13 protein-coding genes are annotated in these 18,314 nt (G+C 67.5%); 8 read left to right on the top strand and 5 right to left on the bottom strand.

What is annotated here, in order from left to right; genetic code table 11:
• Positions 1–5 precede the first annotated feature (5 nt).
• Complete coding sequence (locus ACJ7C5_RS14205; protein WP_412704255.1) at positions 6–3,350, bottom strand: GH92 family glycosyl hydrolase; 3,345 nt, start codon at positions 3,348–3,350, stop codon at positions 6–8.
• 423 nt (positions 3,351–3,773) lie between these two features.
• Here ACJ7C5_RS14205 and ACJ7C5_RS14200 point away from each other — a divergent pair, with 423 nt between their 5' ends.
• The 4 genes from ACJ7C5_RS14200 to ACJ7C5_RS14185 are packed head-to-tail and all read left to right on the top strand — an operon-like array spanning position 3,774 to position 7,001.
• Positions 3,774–3,971, top strand: a complete 198-nt coding sequence (locus tag ACJ7C5_RS14200; RefSeq protein WP_005410967.1) for a zinc-finger domain-containing protein — start codon at positions 3,774–3,776, stop codon at positions 3,969–3,971.
• A gap of 15 nt (positions 3,972–3,986) precedes the next feature.
• A complete protein-coding gene (locus ACJ7C5_RS14195) occupies positions 3,987–5,102 on the top strand; it encodes a glycosyltransferase (RefSeq protein WP_412704254.1) in 1,116 nt (371 codons plus the stop codon).
• The gene (locus tag ACJ7C5_RS14190) at positions 5,083–6,414 is read left to right on the top strand and encodes an O-antigen ligase family protein (protein ID WP_097048930.1); all 1,332 of its coding nucleotides are present in this window, start codon (positions 5,083–5,085) and stop codon (positions 6,412–6,414) included. The genes ACJ7C5_RS14195 and ACJ7C5_RS14190 overlap by 20 nt, the downstream gene beginning before the upstream one ends.
• 56 nt (positions 6,415–6,470) lie before the next feature.
• Positions 6,471–7,001 carry an REP-associated tyrosine transposase gene (locus tag ACJ7C5_RS14185; protein WP_412704253.1) on the top strand — a complete coding sequence of 177 codons (531 nt, stop codon included), beginning with the start codon at positions 6,471–6,473 and terminating at the stop codon, positions 6,999–7,001.
• Between the two features lie 109 nt (positions 7,002–7,110).
• Here the strand turns inward: ACJ7C5_RS14185 and ACJ7C5_RS14180 are convergent, their stop codons facing one another.
• A complete protein-coding gene (locus ACJ7C5_RS14180; protein WP_049444013.1) occupies positions 7,111–8,028 on the bottom strand; it encodes an LpxL/LpxP family Kdo(2)-lipid IV(A) lauroyl/palmitoleoyl acyltransferase in 918 nt (305 codons plus the stop codon).
• 60 nt (positions 8,029–8,088) lie between these two features.
• On the opposite strand from ACJ7C5_RS14180, the gene waaA reads away from it, so the two are divergent.
• A complete protein-coding gene (gene waaA / locus ACJ7C5_RS14175) occupies positions 8,089–9,387 on the top strand; it encodes a lipid IV(A) 3-deoxy-D-manno-octulosonic acid transferase (protein WP_097048933.1) in 1,299 nt (432 codons plus the stop codon).
• Between the two features lie 215 nt (positions 9,388–9,602).
• A complete protein-coding gene (locus ACJ7C5_RS14170; RefSeq protein ID WP_412704252.1) occupies positions 9,603–10,820 on the top strand; it encodes a hypothetical protein in 1,218 nt (405 codons plus the stop codon).
• A 68-nt stretch (positions 10,821–10,888) separates the two neighbouring features.
• Here the strand turns inward: ACJ7C5_RS14170 and ACJ7C5_RS14165 are convergent, their stop codons facing one another.
• From ACJ7C5_RS14165 to ACJ7C5_RS14155, 3 genes are all read right to left on the bottom strand, one after another.
• Positions 10,889–12,247: a TolC family outer membrane protein gene (locus ACJ7C5_RS14165; protein WP_094002171.1), complete on the bottom strand. Its 1,359-nt coding sequence runs from the start codon at positions 12,245–12,247 to the stop codon at positions 10,889–10,891.
• Between the two features lie 16 nt (positions 12,248–12,263).
• A complete protein-coding gene (locus ACJ7C5_RS14160) occupies positions 12,264–12,911 on the bottom strand; it encodes a protein-L-isoaspartate O-methyltransferase family protein (protein ID WP_049398378.1) in 648 nt (215 codons plus the stop codon).
• A gap of 136 nt (positions 12,912–13,047) precedes the next feature.
• On the bottom strand, positions 13,048–13,728 hold the full coding sequence (locus ACJ7C5_RS14155) for a TetR/AcrR family transcriptional regulator (protein ID WP_032129095.1): 681 nt from the start codon (positions 13,726–13,728) through the stop codon (positions 13,048–13,050).
• A 119-nt stretch (positions 13,729–13,847) separates the two neighbouring features.
• Between ACJ7C5_RS14155 and ACJ7C5_RS14150 the strand changes: the two genes are divergently transcribed.
• Both ACJ7C5_RS14150 and ACJ7C5_RS14145 read left to right on the top strand, forming a co-directional pair.
• Positions 13,848–14,978, top strand: a complete 1,131-nt coding sequence (locus ACJ7C5_RS14150; RefSeq protein WP_412704251.1) for an efflux RND transporter periplasmic adaptor subunit — start codon at positions 13,848–13,850, stop codon at positions 14,976–14,978.
• 4 nt (positions 14,979–14,982) lie between these two features.
• Positions 14,983–18,144, top strand: a complete 3,162-nt coding sequence (locus tag ACJ7C5_RS14145) for an efflux RND transporter permease subunit (RefSeq protein WP_412704250.1) — start codon at positions 14,983–14,985, stop codon at positions 18,142–18,144.
• Positions 18,145–18,314: the final 170 nt, after the last annotated feature.

Raw genomic sequence — 18,314 nt, 5'->3', positions numbered from 1 at the left:
GCCGTTCATTGTACGGTGCCGGCCGCCAGCAGTTCGATCTCCGCCAGCGGCAGCCGTGCCGGTGCCGCCAGGCGCAGCCGGTACTCGCTGTAACGACCGGGTTTGGCGATGCGGAACGGACGGGTCTGGCGGGCGGATTCGAAGGCTTCGCCGCTGCGCTGGTCGAGCACGGCCCAGCTGCCGCCGCCGTTGCGTGCTTCCAGCGTCCACTCGCCGCCCTGGATGCGGCCGTCACCGCTGGTCAGCGTGTACATCGTCGGGGTGCCTTCGGCCAGGCCGGTCAGCGCGATGGTTGCGCCGCCGCCCAGGCCCACCGTCGTGCCAGCGTCGTCATCAACCAGCGCGGGCAGGGCATGCCCATCGGCCAACGTGGCCTTCGCGCCGCTGCCGAGCAGGTCGTGCAGGAGCTGCGGGCGCTGGCCGCGCGCGGTCAACGAGCGCGGCACGTCATCCACGCCGCTGCCCCAGCGCGACGGCTGCGGTCCCATCACGAAGTCCAGCGTCGCACCCTTGGCGATCAGGTCGTGCGGCACCCAGGTCTTCGTCCAGGGCTGGCCGTTGATCTTCAGCGACTGCACGTAGACGTTCTCACGCGAGTTGTTGGCCGCGTTCACGGTCAGCACCGCGCCGCCCTGCAGCTCCACCCGTGCGTGCTGGAAGGCCGGCGAGCCGATCACATACTCCGGGGCGCCCATGCGCAGCGGGTACAGGCCCAGTGAGGCCAGTACGTACCATGCCGAGGTCTCGCCGTTGTCCTCATCGCCCGGGTAGCCCTGGCCGATCTCGCTGCCGACGTACAGCCGCGACAGGATCTCGCGCACATGCTGCTGGGTCTTCCACGGCTGCCCGGCGTACAGGTACATCCACGGGATGTGGTGCGCCGGCTGGTTGCTGTGCGCGTACATGCCCATGCGCACGTCGCGCGCTTCGGTCATCTCGTGGATGGTGCCGCCATAGGAACCGGCCAGTGCCGGGTCCGCGGTTTCCGGCGTGGCGAAGAAGGTATCCAGCTTCGCCGCCAGCTTTTCGCGGCCACCGTACAGCGCGGCCAGGCCCTCGCCATCGTGGGCGGCGGTGAAAGCGAAGGTCCAGCCATTGGATTCGGTGTAGTCATGGCCCCACACGCGCGGGTCGTAGTGCTTGGCGTCCACGCGCCAGCGGCCATCTTCCCTGCGGCCCTGGAAGAAGCCGGCGGCCGGATCGAACATCGTCGCGTAGCTGGCGGCGCGGTGACGGAAGTAGTCGGCCTCGGTGCTGTAGCGCTCGCGTGCGGCCGGCGTGGTCGCACGCTTGGCCAGCGCGTCGGCCATGTTGGCGATGCCGAAATCGTTGAGCGCACCTTCCATCGTCCACGACATGCCCTCATGCACGTCGGCGCTGGCATAGCCACGGAAGGTCGAGCGGTCCATGCCCTTGCGGCCGACATGACGGTCGGGCGGCACCACGGTCGCGTTCTTCAGCGCGGCGGCGTAGGCCTCGGCCGGATCGAAGCCGCCGATGCCCTTCAGCCACGCATCGGCGAAGGCCACGTCCGAGCTGGTACCGACCATCAGGTCGGCGTAGCCCGGCGACGACCAGCGCGCGATCCAGCCGCCGGCGCGGTACTGCTCGATGAAGCCCTGCACCAGCTGGCCGGCATCGTCGGGCGTGAACAGCGCATAGGCCGGCCAGGTGGTGCGGAAGGTGTCCCAGAAGCCGTTGTTGACGAAGACCTTGCCGTCGCGCACGGCGGCGTAGCTGCGGGTCGCGCTGCCGTCGGTGTTGTCATCGCTGGCGCTGGCCTGGTTGGCGTAGCGCCAGTCCGGTGCGGCCGCGCTGCCGGCATTCTCGTGGCCGGAATTGGGGTACAGGTACAGCCGGTACAGGCTGGAGTACAGCGTGGTCTTCTGGTCGTCGCTGGCATCGCCGATGTCGAAGCGGGCCAGGCGCGCGTCCCATGCATCCTGCGCGCGGCCGGCCACGCTCTCCAGCGTATCGGTGGCGGCGATCTCAAGTGCCAGGTTGTGCCGTGCCTGCTCCACCGAGATCAGCGAGGTGGCGATGCGCATGGTCACCTTCCGGTCGCTGCCGGCGTCGAACGTGATGTAGCCGGTCGGGCGGCCGGTGTCGAGGCGCCCACTGCCGCGCCACGGCTTGTCGAAGCTGGCCACCACGTACATGCGGCTGGCGCCGTTGGACAGGCCGCTGCGCGTGTCGGTGTAGCCGGACAGCGTCTGCGTGGCGGCGTCCAAAGTCAGGCCACCGCGTGCATCTACGTTGTCGAACAGCAGGTTGGCGTCGCCGCCCTCGGGGAAGTCGAAGCGGAACAGCGCAGCATGATCGGTCGGTGCGATCGATGCAGCGATGCCGTTGTCGAAGCGCACGTCGTAGCGATACGGGCGCGCGCTTTCATGGCTGCGATCGAACGACAGCGCGCGCTTGCGGCGGTCGGCGTCCGGCACACCACGGCTGGCCGAGGGCATCACCTGGAAGGTCTGGCGGTCGCCCATCCACGGGCTGGGCTGATGGCTCAGCGCAAGCGCCTGCAGTTGTGGACGGTTCTGTGCGTCGTTCTGTTCGTTCCAGCGGTACAGCCAGTTCAGCGCGCCGGCATCGGTCACCGGGGTCCAGAAGTTGAACCCGTGTGGCACCGCGGTGGCCGGGAAATTGTTGCCGCGCGAGAAGGTGCCGTTGGCCTGGGTGCCACGGGTGGTCAGCACCCAGTCGGAGACGCGTGTTGGCTGCTGCCTCGGTACTGTGTCCAGGTGCACATCATCGATCCAGCCGGAGACCGGTGCACCGTGGGCACTGGCCACGTCCAGTTCGATCGCGACCACGCGGCGGCCCATCAGCGCGGGCACGTCGCCCAGCCGCACCGCCTTGCGCGCCCACTGCTGCGGGTACAGCGTCTTCGACTCGCCCTGCGCGTGTGCACCGAGGGCCACGCCATGCTGGTCACGCGCGGGGCTGGCGGAGACGCGGCTGCCGTCGTCCAGCAGCAGGTCCAGCGACACATAGGTCGAGGCCACGGTGTCCTTGCCGACGATCTCCGGCAGCACCAGCCACGACAGAGTGGTATCGGTCCCGATGGTCATGTCCGCCTTGAACAGCTCGCGCCGCGCGCTGCCGCCTTCGCTGCTGTAGCGCAGTGCGTGCAGGCCGCTGTAGCCCGCATTGCGCTTGGCGGCGTAAGGCGCTGCAGGGCCGTTGCCGATCGTGACCTGCAGTGCACCCGCGGCCTGCGACGGGGCAGGTTCGCCGGGCTCGAACGAGGTCTGCAGTCCCTGTGCCAGCACCGGCATCGCGGTAGTCGCGCAGGCCAGGGCCAGGGCGAGCGGAAGCAGGGCGCGGCGTGGATCGGACAGGGTCATGCAAGGGTCTCCCGGAAGGGCAGGCGGCGGGCAGAACCCGCATCGGCGGACACCACGGACAGCATCGCTCCGCCCGCCGGGATGGCAGTGGAAGAGGCGATGCCGGTCCGGTGGGGGCGGGCCATGCGATCGGGTCGGATTGGGGTGGGTCGGGGTGCGACCTGGCCCGATCCTGCAACAGCCGCAGCAGCCTGACAAGTGCCATTTAGTTCGATCCAAATGCGGGAAATTTCGCGGTCGGCGGGTTTCCGGCGTGAATCCGCTGGATCGATTGAAGGATTTCCGCCAGCGCGCGGCCTTGGATCTGCCGTGCAACCCCGCGAGGAAACGCCCCGCGGCGCGCAAAGACCTGTTGCGGCGCAATGTCGGGGCGGCCCGGATGCTAGAATCACAGGCCTCGCAACCCGTTCATCGACATCCGCCATGAGCCATACCGCCACTGCGCCCGCCAACGCCGAGAAGCGCTACACCGTGCACCGCAGCGATCTGCCGCTGAGCTGCCCGACCCCGGAAATGGCGCTGTGGAACTCGCATCCGCGCGTGTACCTGCCGATCGAAGACGAGCCCAATGGCGAAGCGCAGTGCCCGTACTGCGGTTCCGTGTTCGTGCTGGCCGACTAAGCGGCCGCCCCCTCGATGCGCCGATTGACCGTGGTGCAGTTGCTGCCGGCGCTGCACTCCGGCGGTGTCGAGCGCTCGACCCTGGAAATCGCTGCGGCGCTGGTCGCTGCCGGCCATCGTGCGCTGGTGGTCTCCGCCGGTGGCCGCCTGGTGCAGCCGCTGCTCGATAGCGGTGCCGAGCACCTCACCCTCGACATCGGCCGCAAGTCGCTGCTGACCCTGCGCCACCTGCCGACGTTGCGCCGCCTGTTCGCCGAAGTGGGCGCGGATATCGTGCATGCCCGTTCGCGGCTGCCGGCCTGGCTGGGCCTGTACGCGATCCGTGCCATGCCCGCCGCCCAGCGCCCGCACTGGGTGACCACCGTGCACGGGTTGAATTCGCCCAGTCGCTACAGCGCGGTCATGACCAGCGGTGAACGCGTGATCTGCGTGTCCAACAGCGTGCGCGACTACGTGCAGCGGCACTATCCGACGGTTCCCGAAGCGCGGCTGCAGGTGATTCCGCGTGGCGTCGATGTCGCACAGTTTCCGCGCGTGGCCCGCGCCGACCGCCGGCCACGACTGGCGCTGGCAGCCGATTACCCGTGGCTGGCGCAGGTTGAGGGCCCGCTGTTGTTGCTGCCGGGGCGGGGCACCCGGTTGAAGGGACATGCTCATGCGCTGCAGTTGCTGGCGGATGTCCGCGCGGCCGGTGTGCCGGCACAGCTGTGGATGCTGGGCACCGATGAACCGGGCCGTGAAGCCTACGTGGCCGACCTGCGTCGGCAGGCCGCTGCTTTGGGCCTGACCGACGCCGTGCAGATCAGCACGCCGACCGCGCGCATTGCCCAGGCCTATGCGGCCAGCGATCTTGTGCTGCAGCTGTCGGACAAACCCGAAGCATTCGGCCGTACCGTGGTCGAGGCGCTGTCGGTCGGTCGTCCGGTGCTGGGCTGGGATCATGGTGGCGTCGGCGAACTGCTTCGGCAGCTGCAGCCCACAGGCGTGGTGCCGCTGGGTGATGCCCGCGCGCTGGGTGAACGTGCGCTGGCCCTGCTGGCGCAGCCGCCGTCCCTGCCGACCCGCATCCCGTTTACCCTGCAGGCCATGCAGCGCGATACCCTCCGCCTCTATGCCGACCTCGCCGGCTGACCCCGCCGTCACCGTGCGCGACGACCGCGCCGGGCGCTGGGCGCCCTGGTGGGTGCTGGCGTACGTGGCGCTGTGGCCGTTGCCGGGCATCGCTGAAACCGTGCTCGGTCTTGGCGCGGTCTACGCCGCCGCGCGTATGGTCATGCGCCGCCTGCAGCGCCGTCCGCATCTGTTGAGCACGGCAGCCTGGGCGCTGACCTCGATCCTGTTCCTCGGCTATTGGCTGCCGCAGGCATTCTCGGCGTTTGACGCGATCGATCCGGCAGCGTCGTGGACGAAGGCGGCCGCCGGCCTGCGCTACCTGCCCTTCATGTGGCTGGTGGCGATCGCGGTTGCCACGCCGGAACGGCGGCGGCTGACCTTCGGCGGCCTCGCGGTGATCACCGCTGCGTGGACGCTGGATGCGCTGGTGCAGGCGGTAGTGGGTACCAGCCCGTGGTTCTGGTCACTGGAGCAGCTGAAGCTGGCGGTGAGCGGCCATGCGCTGTGCCCGGCAGATGAGGCTGCAGTGGCCGACCGGCTCAGTGGCGCCCTGGGTCCGTGCAACCTGAAATTCGGTCAGGTGTTGGCCAGTCTGTCGCCGTTCCTGTTGCTGCCGGTGGCGCGCCGCTTCGGCAATGCGGGCTGGGTGCTGGCGGCCGCCGCGCTGGGCAGTGTGCTGCTGCTGGCCGGCTCGCGTGCCTCATGGATCACCTTCGCGCTGGTGCTGGCCTACAGCGGCGTACGCCAGTTCGGCTGGAAGCGGCTGGCGGTGCTGGCGCTGGTCGCCGTTCTCGGGGCGGGGGTGCTGACCGCCAGCGTGCCGCAGTTGCGCGAGCGCTTCGCACGTACGGCGATGGCCTGGGATGGAGGCGAACGGGGTGTCGACGAGGCGCTGTCCGGTCGCGCGCGGATCTGGGAAGCCGCCGTCTGCATGATTGAAGCGCACCCGGTCAACGGGGTCGGCGCGCGCGGTTTCCGCGATGCCTATCCGGCCTGCGTGGCCGATGAAGGACCGGCGGTGTGGGGCAATGCCCCCGCGTTGCACGCCCATCAGATCGTGCTGGAAATCCTGGCAGAAACCGGTGTGCTGGGCCTGCTGCTGTGGCTGGCGGCGGTGGCCCAGGCCTGGCGGGCATGGCGCTATGCGCCGGCCGCCGCCCGTGAGCGTGCGCGGCCGGCGATGCTGGCGCTGGCGGTCACGGTGTTCCCGCTCAACACCCATCTGGCGTTCTATTCCGCGTTCTGGGGTGGCCTGACCGTGCTGCTGGCAGCGCTGTTCGCCGGCAGCCTGCTGGCGCGCGAATCGGATGAGTCTGCGCCGGTGAGGTGACCGCGCATCTGTGCATGGCAGGGATCAACCATGGAGCCGATCAGTAGATCCACGTCATGCGTGGATGGGGCTTTCCCGACCCGAACACGGTGACATCTCCAATATCGGTGTCCCCACCGGTCGCGCACGCTGGAGGCATGGCCAGCCCCAGACTCCGCTACGGTCGATTTTCCCGATCCGGTAACGTGTATTCACTTACCACGGCAACCCTCGGACGCGAAGCGTTGTTCGCCGATGCGGCAAACGTGGCGATCCTGATCGACACCCTTCGCTTCGTAGAGCGCAAGGGCTTCAGCCACAGCCTCGCCTGGGTGGTGATGCCCGACCATCTGCACTGGCTGATGGAACTGCGCAGCGAAACCCTGGCCGAGTGCATGGCCCTGCTCAAATCACGCAGCAGCCGACTGCTGAACCGGCGATTGGAACGGCGAGGGTCGCTGTGGCAGCACGGTTACCACGATCACGCCGTACGCAGCGATGAATCCCTTCATGAGAAGGCGATGTACATCCTGGCCAACCCGGTCCGTGCGGGCCTGGTCAGCGCGTTGGGTGAGTACCCGCACGCATGGTGCCGTTGGCCGTTGTAGTTGCCGGCATCGGAACGGAGAGCATCCACGCATGGCGTGGATCTACTTCAGCGTGCCCTTGCGTCATCAAATCCACGCCATGCGTGGATGAAACCCTCCCGTCCCACCGTTACTTGTAGAAATCGCTCCGGCCGCCGGGCTGGCGCTTGAAACGACGGTGGATCCACAAGTACTGGTCGGGCGCCTCGCGCACCATCTCTTCGATGGCCTGGTTGACCCGCGTGGTATCGGCTTCCACATCCTCGCTGGGGAAATTCTCCAGCGGCGCACCGATCTTCAGGAAGTACCTGCCGCCTTCGCGGCGATGGAAATACGGGATCACCGCACAACCGGTCATCCGTGCCAGCTGGTGGGTGGCGGTGATGGTGGACGCGGTGTGGCCGAAGAACGGCACGAACACGGTGTCCTTGCCACGCATGTCCTGGTCCGGTGCATACCAGAGGAAGCCACCCTTCTTCAGGTGCCGCACGGTGGCGCGGATGTCCTCGTTGGCGAACATCGCCTTGGCATAGCGCAGGCGGCCGAACTTCACCGCCCATTCGTATACCGGGTTCTTGTGCTTGCGGTACATGCCCGAAAGATCAACGTAGTCGCACAGCAGGCGCCCGCACATCTCCAGGGTCATGAAGTGGCCGGAGACCAGCAGCACGCCACGGCCTTCGGCCTGCATCTGCCGCAGGTGCTCCAGGCCTTCGATCTGCACCTGCGGGCGGATGCGGTCGATACTGCCCCACCAGGCACGGATGCACTCGAACACGCCCACGCCCAGCGCATCGAAGCTGTCGCGTACCAGACGCTGGCGCCAGGCTTCATCCTTTTCGGGGAAGCACAGCTGCAGATTGACCTCGGCGGCGCGACGGCGGCTGCCGAGCAGGCGCCAGGTGATCCAGCCGACGCCCCGGCCCAGCGCACGCTGCAGCATCCACGGCAGGCGGGCGATGGCGAAGGCGCCGAACATGGCGGCGAACATCGGCCAGTTGCGCGGATCGCGCAGCGACGGGCGGACGGCGGTGGTGGCATCGGACATTGCCCCATTCTACCAAGGCGGCCGCGTGTCTTTCCCGGGGGGCTCCCGTATCCTTGCCGCATGCGTAAAGACCCTGTCGAATGGATCCTGCGCGGCCTGTATTCGGTCGTGCTCTACATCCTGCTGCCGATCACCGTGTACCACCTGGTCTGGCGCGGCTTCCGGGTCCGTGAATACTTCCGGCGCTGGGACGAGCGCTACGCCTCCTATCCACAGCCGACCGGCCAGCCACGGGTCTGGCTGCACGCGGTGTCGGTGGGCGAGGTCAATGCCGCCGCGCCGCTGGTCAACGCCCTGCGTGAGCAGCGCCCGGACATCCGCTGGGTCATCACCACCATCACCCCGACCGGCTCCGAGCGCGTGCGCGCGCTGTGGGGCGATGCCCTGGACCACGTCTACCTGCCGTACGACGTGCCCGGCAGCGTCAATCGCTTCCTCGGTCACTTCCAGCCCAGCCTGGCGCTGATCCTGGAAACCGAACTCTGGCCGAACATGCTGTTCGGCTGCCGTGACCGGGGCATTCCGGTCTACATCCTCAATGCGCGCCTGTCTGCACGTTCGTTGCGCGGCTACCGGCTGCTGGCGGCGCTGATCCGGCGCGCCCTGCGTACGGTCACCTGCGTGGCCGCGCAGTCGCAGGATGACGCGGACCGCTTCGTGCAGCTGGGCGCTGCCCCGGAGCAGGTCCAGGCGCTGGGCAACCTGAAGTTCGACATCACCACGCCGGACGTGCAGGGCTTCGTCGAGCAGTTCCACGCCCGCGTGCCGGCCGGGCGCCCGGTGTGGATCGCCGCCAGTACCCACGATGGTGAAGAACAGGCGGTGGTCGACCTGCACCGTCGCCTGCGCCAGCAGCATCCCGACCTGCTGCTGCTATGGGCGCCGCGGCATCCCGAGCGCTTCCCGAAGGTAGAGGCGCTGGCGCGCGAACAGGGCTGGAACGTGGCCACCCGGCGCGCGAAGCAGTGGCCCGAGGCCGACACCGACGTGTTCGTCATCGACACCCTGGGCGAGCTGATGCCGTTCTATGCCTGCGCGCAGGTGGCATTTGTCGGTGGCAGCCTGCAGCCGATCGGTGGCCACAATCTGCTGGAGCCGGCGGCGATGGGCACTGCTGCCGTGACCGGCCCGCACCTGCACAACTTCGCCGAGATCTCGCGCCGCATGCGTGAGGCCGGCGCACTGCTGATCGGCGAGGACGTGCAGGCGGTCGGCGACCTGTTGCAGCACCTGCTCGACGATGTACAGGCGCGCCAGGACATGGCGCGCGCTGGCTGCACGCTGGTCAGCAATGGCCGAGGCGCCCTGCAGCGCACGCTGGCGCTGGTCGCGCCGCATCTGCCACCACCGCGGAGCTGAGGCGGATACCGGCAGCAGGCCGGTCGGCTGACGTGATCGACTGCATCAATTCTGCTTAGCGACCGGAATCCTGTCGCAGAAGGACCGGTTGCGGGCCTTCCATCGTGTCTGCGGTCACATCGCGGAGCCCCCGGCACAGATTCTGATACCGCCCCGTGGCGCAGGCTGCCAGCCTGCTGCCGACCGCACCTGGGCGGATATCAAGGGGACTTGCGATGGACAGCGACAACAGCTGCGATCGGGATGCCTGCCTCGGCAGGGATCACGTCGCGACGGTGGCACTGACGCTGCTGCTGGGTGGCAGCGTGATCGCTCTGGTCGGTCAGCACACCGCCGCGCAGGCGGGACCGGCCATCGTACTGAGTCTGTTGTTGGCCGCGCTCGGCACCATGCCCCTGCTGTACTGTCTGCACGTCCTGAACCAGCAACTGCCCGTCGCTGGTCTGCAGGGTCTGCTGCGCGCGGGATGGGGCAGGTCATCCGCCGGCCTGCTGGGTGGCATGTTGCTGCTGGAGCTGGTGGCGACCAGTGCCGGCGCGGCGCAATCCATGGCCAGTCATCTGCGCGTGTTCCTCCTCCGCTGCGGCATCGATGCCGGCAACGCCATGCCGGATGAGCTGGCGGCGATGTTCGGCCTGCTTCTGCTTGGCGTGGTCGGGTTGCTGCCGCCACGTCGCGCGGTACTGGTTGCCTGTGCGCTGCTGACGATGAAGATCGGCATCGGCCTGCTCCTGCTGGCCCTGGCGGCGCGTTACGTGCACTACGCACTTTGGGTCCCATGGTTGCCGGAAGCAACGGCGCCTTATCGTTTCGGTCTGGGTGGGGTGCTGGCGGCGAGCGTACCGCTGCTCGGTGTGTTCGCCAGTGTTGGCCTTGCACTGGGATTTCCCGGCACGGGCCGGCAGGAGAACGCACGACAGCCGCTGCTGCTGGCGGGGGTGCTGCTGCTGGCCATGTTGCTGCTCATCGTGCTGGCCGCGTTGCAGGCAGGCCTGGTGGAGTTTCCGGCATTGGCCAGTACGCGACCGTTGTCGGTGGCACTGCAGCAGCACCCGCAGCTGCACTGGATGATGCCGTTGCTGCCACTGGCCGGCGCGGCAGGGTTGGCGGCGCTGCTGCTGGTGTTGATGGGGGGGGCTGCGCGCCTGGCGATGCAGCTGTGGCCTGCGGCCCGCCATGCAGCGCCGGGATTGCGGGCGCGACTGGCGTGCGGCGCGGTGGTGTTGTCGGCGGCGATGCTGGCGCTGGTGCTGCCCGTCGGTGCGCTGCCGGTGCTGCCTGGTTCGGCAACCCTGCTGGTGATGGCGGCCTTGTGCCTGGCCGTGCTTCGCGTGCAGGCGTCATCCTCACGCGTCTTGCCGGTGCTTGCGCCCGTGGCTGCGGCACTGTGCGTGTTGGCCGCAGTGGAGCGGATGCGCGTCTGGCCCGGCTGATCGCCGTGCAACGCCCACAAAAAAGCCACCCTCGCGGGTGGCTTCTTCGTTGCCGGCAGGGCGACGACTCAGTGCGTGGTCGTCGACGGGTTGCCCGCGTCCTGGGTCAGCAGGCGGTTCACGTCCTGCAGCTCGGCCACATCCAGCGCACCCAGCGACTGGCTCAGCAGCAGGCGGTTCTGCAGGAAGGTGTAGCGGGCGTTGGCGTAATCCAGCTGCGCCGAGAACAGGATGCGCTGGTTCTGGATCACGTCCAGCACGGTGCGGGTACCGACTTCCAGGCCAACCTGCGATGCGTCGTAGGCGCTCTGTGCCGAAACCACCGCCAGGCGACGGGCTTCCACTTCGCTGATGCCCTGCACCAGGGTCTGGTAGGCATTGCGGGTGTTGCGGTCCAGGGCGCGCTTCTGCTGTTCGTAGCCGTCCTGGGCGATGTCACGCTGGGCCAGCGCCTGGCGCACGCCCGACTGGGTGGCACCGCCGGAGAAGATCGGCACGCTCAGGGTCAGGCCGATGCTGTTGGTGCGCGCGTCCGGCGACAGCGAACCGGCGCCGGTGCTGTCACCCCAGGTCGCGCTCTTGCCCCAGCTGCCGCCCAGCGACAGGGTGGGGTAGTGACCACCACGGGCGGCCTGCACGCCGGCTTCGGCGGCACTGACCTTGAGTTCCTGCGCCTTCAGCGCCGGATTCTGGTTGGTGGCCTGGTGCACCAGCTCATCGATGTTGCCGCGGTTGGCCGGCACTTCCGGACGGAAGTCGGCCGGCAGGCCGCGCAGGTTGACCACCGGCTGGCCGGTCAGTTCGGTCAGGGCCTGGTAGTTATCGGCCAGGGTGTTCTGCGCAACGATGGTGTTGGCACGCGCCTGGTCGTACTGGGCGCGTGCTTCGTGCACGTCGGTGATCGGCGCCAGGCCCACTTCCAGGCGCTTGTCGGCGAAGTCGAACTGCTTCTTCGCGGCCGCTTCGTTGGTCTGTGCGGCATTCAGCGATTCGATCGCCACCAGCACGTTGAAGTAGGCCGCCGAGGTGCGCACGATCAGGCTGTCGTTGGCCGAATCGAGGGTGAAGTCCGCCGCCTTGCTCAGCTCGCGCTGCGAACGCAGGTTGTTGATCTGGGTCCAGTTGAACAGCGTCTGGCTGCCGTTGATCGTGTAGTTGCGGCGCTTGCTGGTGACCGTGCCGGAGTTGGCGTCATGGTCGGCTTCGCTGCGCGAGCGGTTCAACGTGGCCGTGCCGTCGATCTGCGGCAGCAGGGCGGCGCGCGCCTGCACGGCGCCTTCCTTGTCGACCAGCCGGGTCGATTCGGCGGCGGACAACTGCGGATCGCCGTTGCGCGCCATCTCGTAGACCTGCAGCAGGTCGGCGGCATGGGCGGACAACGGCAGCAGGGCAGTGGCCAGCGCAACAGCGAGGGATCGGCGGATCATTGCGGCTTCCTTGGACTCAGAGGTGGAACTGGGGTGCCGGGGCGGCACCGCGCAGGTAATCAATATCGGTCTCGAACAGGGACTCGGTGCTGCCGTCGGCCTTGACCAGCAGGGCCTCCATCGCCGGCGAGCGGCCGTGAATCACGAACAGGCGACCACCCGGACGCAGCCACGAAGCAAACTGTGACGGCACCACGTCGACCGCACCAGTGACACAGATCACGTCAAAGCGGCGTTCGGTCTGCCAGGACAGGGCGTCAGCCACTTCCACGCGGACGTTGGTGCCCAGGCCGGAAGCGTCCAGGCGGGCACGCGCGGCGGCGGCCAGTTCCGGGTCGATCTCCAGGCTCAGCACGTCGCGCGCCAGCGCGCCGATGCAGGCTGCCAGGAAGCCGCTGCCGGTGCCGATTTCCAGCACTTCGTCACCCGGCTGCAGATCCAGTGCCTGCAGGGTACGGCCCTCGATGACCGGCTTCATCATCTTCTGGCCATGGCCGATCGGCAGTTCGACATCGGCATAGGCCAGTGCCCGGTGTGCATCGGCGACAAAGGCCTCGCGCGGCAGGCGGGCCAGGACGTCGAGCACCTTGATGTCCAGCACGTCCCAGGGACGGATCTGCTGTTCCACCATCAGTTCGCGGGCGTGGGCGTAATCAATCGTCATGAGGTTCAAATCCAGCGCAGTGGGCCGGCCATTTTACCGGTGCCGGAGGCCGGCGGCGCGCCCAGAGCATCAGCTGCCGGGTGGCCGGGGTCGCAGTGCCGGAAGTCATCGCGACCTCCGGTTCGTTCAGTTTTGGTTATTCAGCCGTACCGGCCCCTCGCGGCGCATAGGCGCGCAGGAAGAAGTCGATGCTGGCGGTCACATGGGCAAGAGGGTCGCACTCCACCGGTGACAGTGGCATGCCGCACATCATATGCATGTGCACTTCGCCCTTGACCAGAGTCAGGAACTGCTGGCCGGCCAGGTAATAGTCGGGGATGTCCAGCTCGCCGCGTTCGCCGCGCGCGCGCAGGAAGTCGGCCAGGGCCTCGCAGGTACGCTCCGGGCCGGCCTGCCAGAACAGCTCGCGCAGGCGCTCATCGGTCTCCGGCGCCATCATCATGCGCTGGATCGAGATTGCCGCGTCGGAGGTGATCAGTTCGAAGAAGGCCAGGCCGATGCCGATCAGCTGGTCGCGCAGCGGGCCATCCGCGTCGGCCACGAACAGGGCATCGGGCAGCATTTCAATGCATTTTGACTGCACGGCCTCGGAGAACAGGGTCTCCTTGTCGCCGAAGTGGCTGTACACAGTCAGCTTCGAGACGCCCGCCTGAGCAGCGATGGTGTCCATGCTCACGCCGGTATAGCCCTGTTCGATGAACAGTGCCTTGGCTGCTTCAAGGATCGCCGCGCGCTTGCCGAGGTCCTTGGGACGCCCGGGTCCGGCGGCCTTGGCAGCGGGCTTGGCCGACGGCTTGCGGGAAGTGGGAGAACTCATCGCGACAATACTAGACCAAGCGGTTCGATATTTATACTATACCGGCCGGTTTATTAAATTGGGCCGGCAGTCGCGGCTCCCCCCTTAGTTGCAACCCTGCGTTTTCAGGACGTTGACCGATGAAGATCGTGCGCTGGATGGGCGGTATGGTGTGGGTGGCTGCGCTGGCAGCCTGTTCGGGACAGGAACAGGCGCCACAGGCGGCCGTGCCGGTACTGGTGGTTCAACCCGGCGAACAGGCCGGACAGGCGCCGGCGGCGTTCCCGGGCACGGTGCGTGCCCGGCAGGAAAGCCCGCTGTCGTTCCGCGTCGGTGGCAACCTGGTCAAGCGCCATGTCGATGCCGGGCAGCGAGTAAAGAAGGGCGACGTGCTGGCCGAGCTGGATGCAGCCGACTTCGCGTTGCAGGCCCGCGCTTCGCAGGCGCAGCTGGCCGCAGCTGAAGCCGACCTGGTGCGTGCCCGCGATGACCTCAAGCGCTACCAGGTGCTGGCCGACCAGCAACTGGTCAGCCGTTCGCAGCTGGACCAGCAGTCGGCCGCGTTCAAAGCGGCACAGGGCCAGGCCAACGCCGCCCGCGCCAACCTCGATGTGCTGCGCAACCAGGCCGACTACGCGCAGCTGCGTGCACCGGCCGACGGCGTGATCGCCAGCCGCGAGGCCGAGGCCGGGCAGGTGGTGTCCGCCGGCCAGACCATCTTCAACCTGGCCGCCGACGGTGGCCGCGAAGTGCTGATCGACCTGCCCGAAGCCACCATCCGCGATTATGCGGTTGGCCAGCCGGTCGAGGTGGAGTTGTGGAACCGCCCGGGCCAGCGCCTGCCGGGCACGATCCGCGAGATCGCTGCCGCCGCCGATCCGCAGGCACGCACCTATGCAACCCGGGTCAGCCTGGCAGCCGATGCGCTGGCCGATGTCGAGCTGGGCCAGAGTGCACGCGTCTACAGCAGCGCCGGCCGCCACGGCACCCTGCAGCTGCCGCTGGGCGCACTGCAGCGCGGTGCCAATGGTGCCGCCAGCGTGTGGGTGGTCGATCCGGCCAACAGCACGCTGAAGGCCGCAGTGGTCACCACCGGTGCGTTTGGCAGCGAGAGCGTGCCGGTGCTGTCCGGCGTGAACGCGGGTGACTGGGTGGTTGCCGCCGGTGGCCACCTGTTGCGGGCGGGCCAGCCGGTGATCGCCGTGGATCGGCAGAACCGTCCGGTGCTGAAGCCGGCCGCGCCGGCGGCTGCCGCCAAGGCCAAGGAGTAAGCCGGTGCGCCGCTTCAATCTATCCGAGTGGGCGCTGGCCAACCGACCCCTGGTGCTGTTCGCGATGCTGGCGTTCGCGCTGATCGGTGCGTGGTCGTACAAGCATCTGGGCCAGTCCGAAGATCCACCGTTCACCTTCAAGGCAATGGTGGTGCGCACGCTGTGGCCGGGTGCCACCGCCGAACAGGTCTCGCGGCAGGTGACCGAGCCGCTCGAGAAGGCACTGATGAACACCGGCGAGTATGAGTTCATCCGCTCGTACTCGCGACCGGGCGAGTCGCAGATCATCTTCATGGCGCGCGACAGCCTGCGTTCCAAGCAGATCCCGGACCTCTGGTACCAGGTACGCAAACGCGTGGGCGACATCCGCTCGACGCTGCCACGCGAAATCGTCGGCCCGTTCTTCAACGATGAGTTCGGCGACACCTACGGCAACATCTATGCGTTGACCGGCAAGGGCTTCGACTACGCGGTGATGCGTGATTACGCCGACCGCATCCAGCTGGAACTGCAGCGCGTGCCTGACGTCGGCAAGATCGACCTGGTCGGCCTGCAGGACGAGAAGGTGTGGATCGAGCTGTCCAACACCCGCCTGGCGACGCTGGGCGTGTCGATGCAGCAGGTACAGCAGGCGCTGGCCGACCAGAATGCGATCACCGGCACCAGCTTCTTTGAAACCGCCACCGACCGCGTGCAGCTGCGCGTGACTGGCCAGTTCAACGACATCGAAGCGATCCGCCAGTTCCCGATCCGCGCTGGCGACCGCACCGTGCACCTGGGTGACATTGCCGAGGTCAAGCGCGGCTTCGCCGATCCGGCGTCGCCGAAGATGCGCTTCATGGGCGAAGAGGCCATCGGCCTGGCGGTGGCGATGAAGGATGGCGGTGACATCCTCAAGCTCGGCGCCAACCTTGATGCCGAGTTCGAACGGCTGCAGAAGACCCTGCCGGCCGGCATGCAGCTGCGCAAGGTGTCCGACCAGCCGCAGTCGGTGGAGGAGTCGGTCGGCGAGTTCGTGCAGGTGCTGACCGAAGCGGTGGTGATCGTGCTGCTGGTCAGCTTCTTCTCGCTGGGCCTGCGCACCGGCCTGGTGGTGGGTGTGACCATCCCGCTGGTGCTGGCGATGACCTTCTTCGTCATGCACTACTTCGACATCGGCCTGCACAAGATCTCGCTGGGCGCGCTGGTGCTGGCGCTGGGCCTGCTGGTGGACGATGCGATCATCGCGGTGGAGATGATGGCCACCAAGATGGAGCAGGGTTACGACCGCCTGCGCGCGGCCAGCTTCGCTTGGGAGTCGACCGCGTTCCCGATGCTGACCGGTACGCTGATCACGGCGGCCGGCTTCCTGCCGATCGCCACGGCCGCATCGAGCACCGGCGAGTACACCCGTTCGCTGTTCCAGGTGGTGACCATCGCACTGGTGGTGTCGTGGATTGCCGCAGTGCTGTTCATCCCGTACCTGGGCGACAAGATGCTGCCGGACCTGTTCAATCCGCAGCCGCCGAAGCCGGGCAGCCTGTCCGCGCGCTGGCTGGCCAAGCGCCAGCAGTGGGCCGACCGCTATCCGGCGCTGGCCAACCTGATCGCACCGCCACAGCACGGGCACGACCATGATCCGTACCAGCGCCCGTTCTACCGCAGCTTCCGTCGCTTCCTCGATGGCTGCCTGCGCCACCGCTGGTGGGTGATCGCCGCGACCATCGCCCTGTTCGTGTTCTCGCTGATGATGTTCCGCTTCGTGCCGCAGCAGTTCTTCCCGGATTCGACCCGGCCGGAACTGATGGTGGACATCGAGCTGGCCGAGGGCGCGTCGTTGCGCTCGACCCAGGCCCAGGCCGAGAAGCTGGAGAAGCTGCTGTCCAACCGCGAGGGCATCGCCAACTACGTGTCCTACGTGGGCACCGGTTCGCCGCGTTTCTATCTGCCGCTGGACCAGCAGCTGCCGGCCACCAACTTCGCCCAGTTCGTGGTGTTGGCCAAGGACATCAAATCACGCGAAAGCACCCGTGATTGGCTGCTGCACGAAGTGATTCCGAAGTTCCCGGACGTGCAGATGCGCGTGACCCGCCTGGAAAATGGTCCGCCGGTCGGTTACCCGGTGCAGATGCGCATCTCCGGCGAGCACATCGAGAAGGTGCAGGCGATCGCGCGCCAGGTCGAAGCCAAGGTGCGTGAGAACCCGCACGTGATGAACGTCAACCTGGACTGGAGCGAGCCGAGCAAGGTGGTGCGGCTGGTGATCGACCAGGAGCGTGCCCGCGCGTTGGGCGTGAGCAGTGCCCAGGTCAGCCAGTTCCTGTCCAGTTCACTGGCCGGGCAGTCGGTGAGCGTGTACCGCGAAGGCAACCGCCAGATCGAGATGCTGCTGCGCGGGCCGGCCGATGAGCGCAACCAGCTGGAGCTGCTGTCCAGCCTGTCGATGCCCACCGCCAACGGCGGCAGCATAACGCTGTCGCAGGTGGCGACGATGGAGTACGGCTTCGAGGACGGCATCATCTGGCACCGCAACCGCCTGCCGACGGTGACCGTGCGCGCCGACATCAGTGATGGCATGCAGCCGCTGGACGTGGTGCACCAGATCCTGCCGACGCTCGACGGCATCCGTGCCGAACTGCCCAGCGGCTACCTGCTGGAAACCGGCGGTACCGTGGAAGATTCGGCACGTGGCCAGAACTCGATCAAGGCCGGCATGCCGCTGTTCCTGGTGGTGGTGGCGACATTGCTGATGCTGCAGCTGCGCAGCTTCTCGCGTGCGGCGATGGTGCTGGTGACCGCGCCGCTGGGCATCATCGGTGCGACGTTGTTCCTGCTGCTGTTCCGCGCGCCGTTCGGCTTCGTAGCGCTGTTGGGCACGATTGCACTGGCCGGCATGATCATGCGCAACTCGGTGATCCTGATCGACCAGATCCAGCAGGACATCGATGCCGGGCATGACCGCTGGCATTCGATCATCGATGCCACGGTGCGCCGTTTCCGCCCGATCGTGCTGACCGCGCTGGCAGCGGTGCTGGCGATGATTCCGCTGTCGCGCAGTGCGTTCTATGGCTCGATGGCAATCTCGATCATGGGTGGCCTGATCGTGGGCACCGTGCTGACCCTGGTGTTCCTGCCGGCGCTGTACGCGGCGTGGTTCCGGGTGAAACCGGATGAATCCGGGGCGTAATGCCCCGGGTTCTGCGGCCAGGGTCGGATCCCTTTCCCGCTGGGAATGGGCTCTGACTCCATCCACGAGGTGCACATCCACGCATGGTGTGGATCTACCGCGGTGGGCCTGGTGGGTGCCAACCTTGGTTGGCACTGATGCATGCATCCACGCATGGTGTGGATTGATCT

It is taken from the genome of Nocardiopsis yanglingensis, from assembly GCF_045809185.1.
In the GTDB taxonomy this organism is placed as follows: Bacteria; Pseudomonadota; Gammaproteobacteria; order Xanthomonadales; family Xanthomonadaceae; genus Stenotrophomonas; species Stenotrophomonas yanglingensis.
The sequence above is the reverse complement of the archived record's forward strand: the minus strand, read 5'-3'. Positions and strand labels throughout refer to the sequence as shown.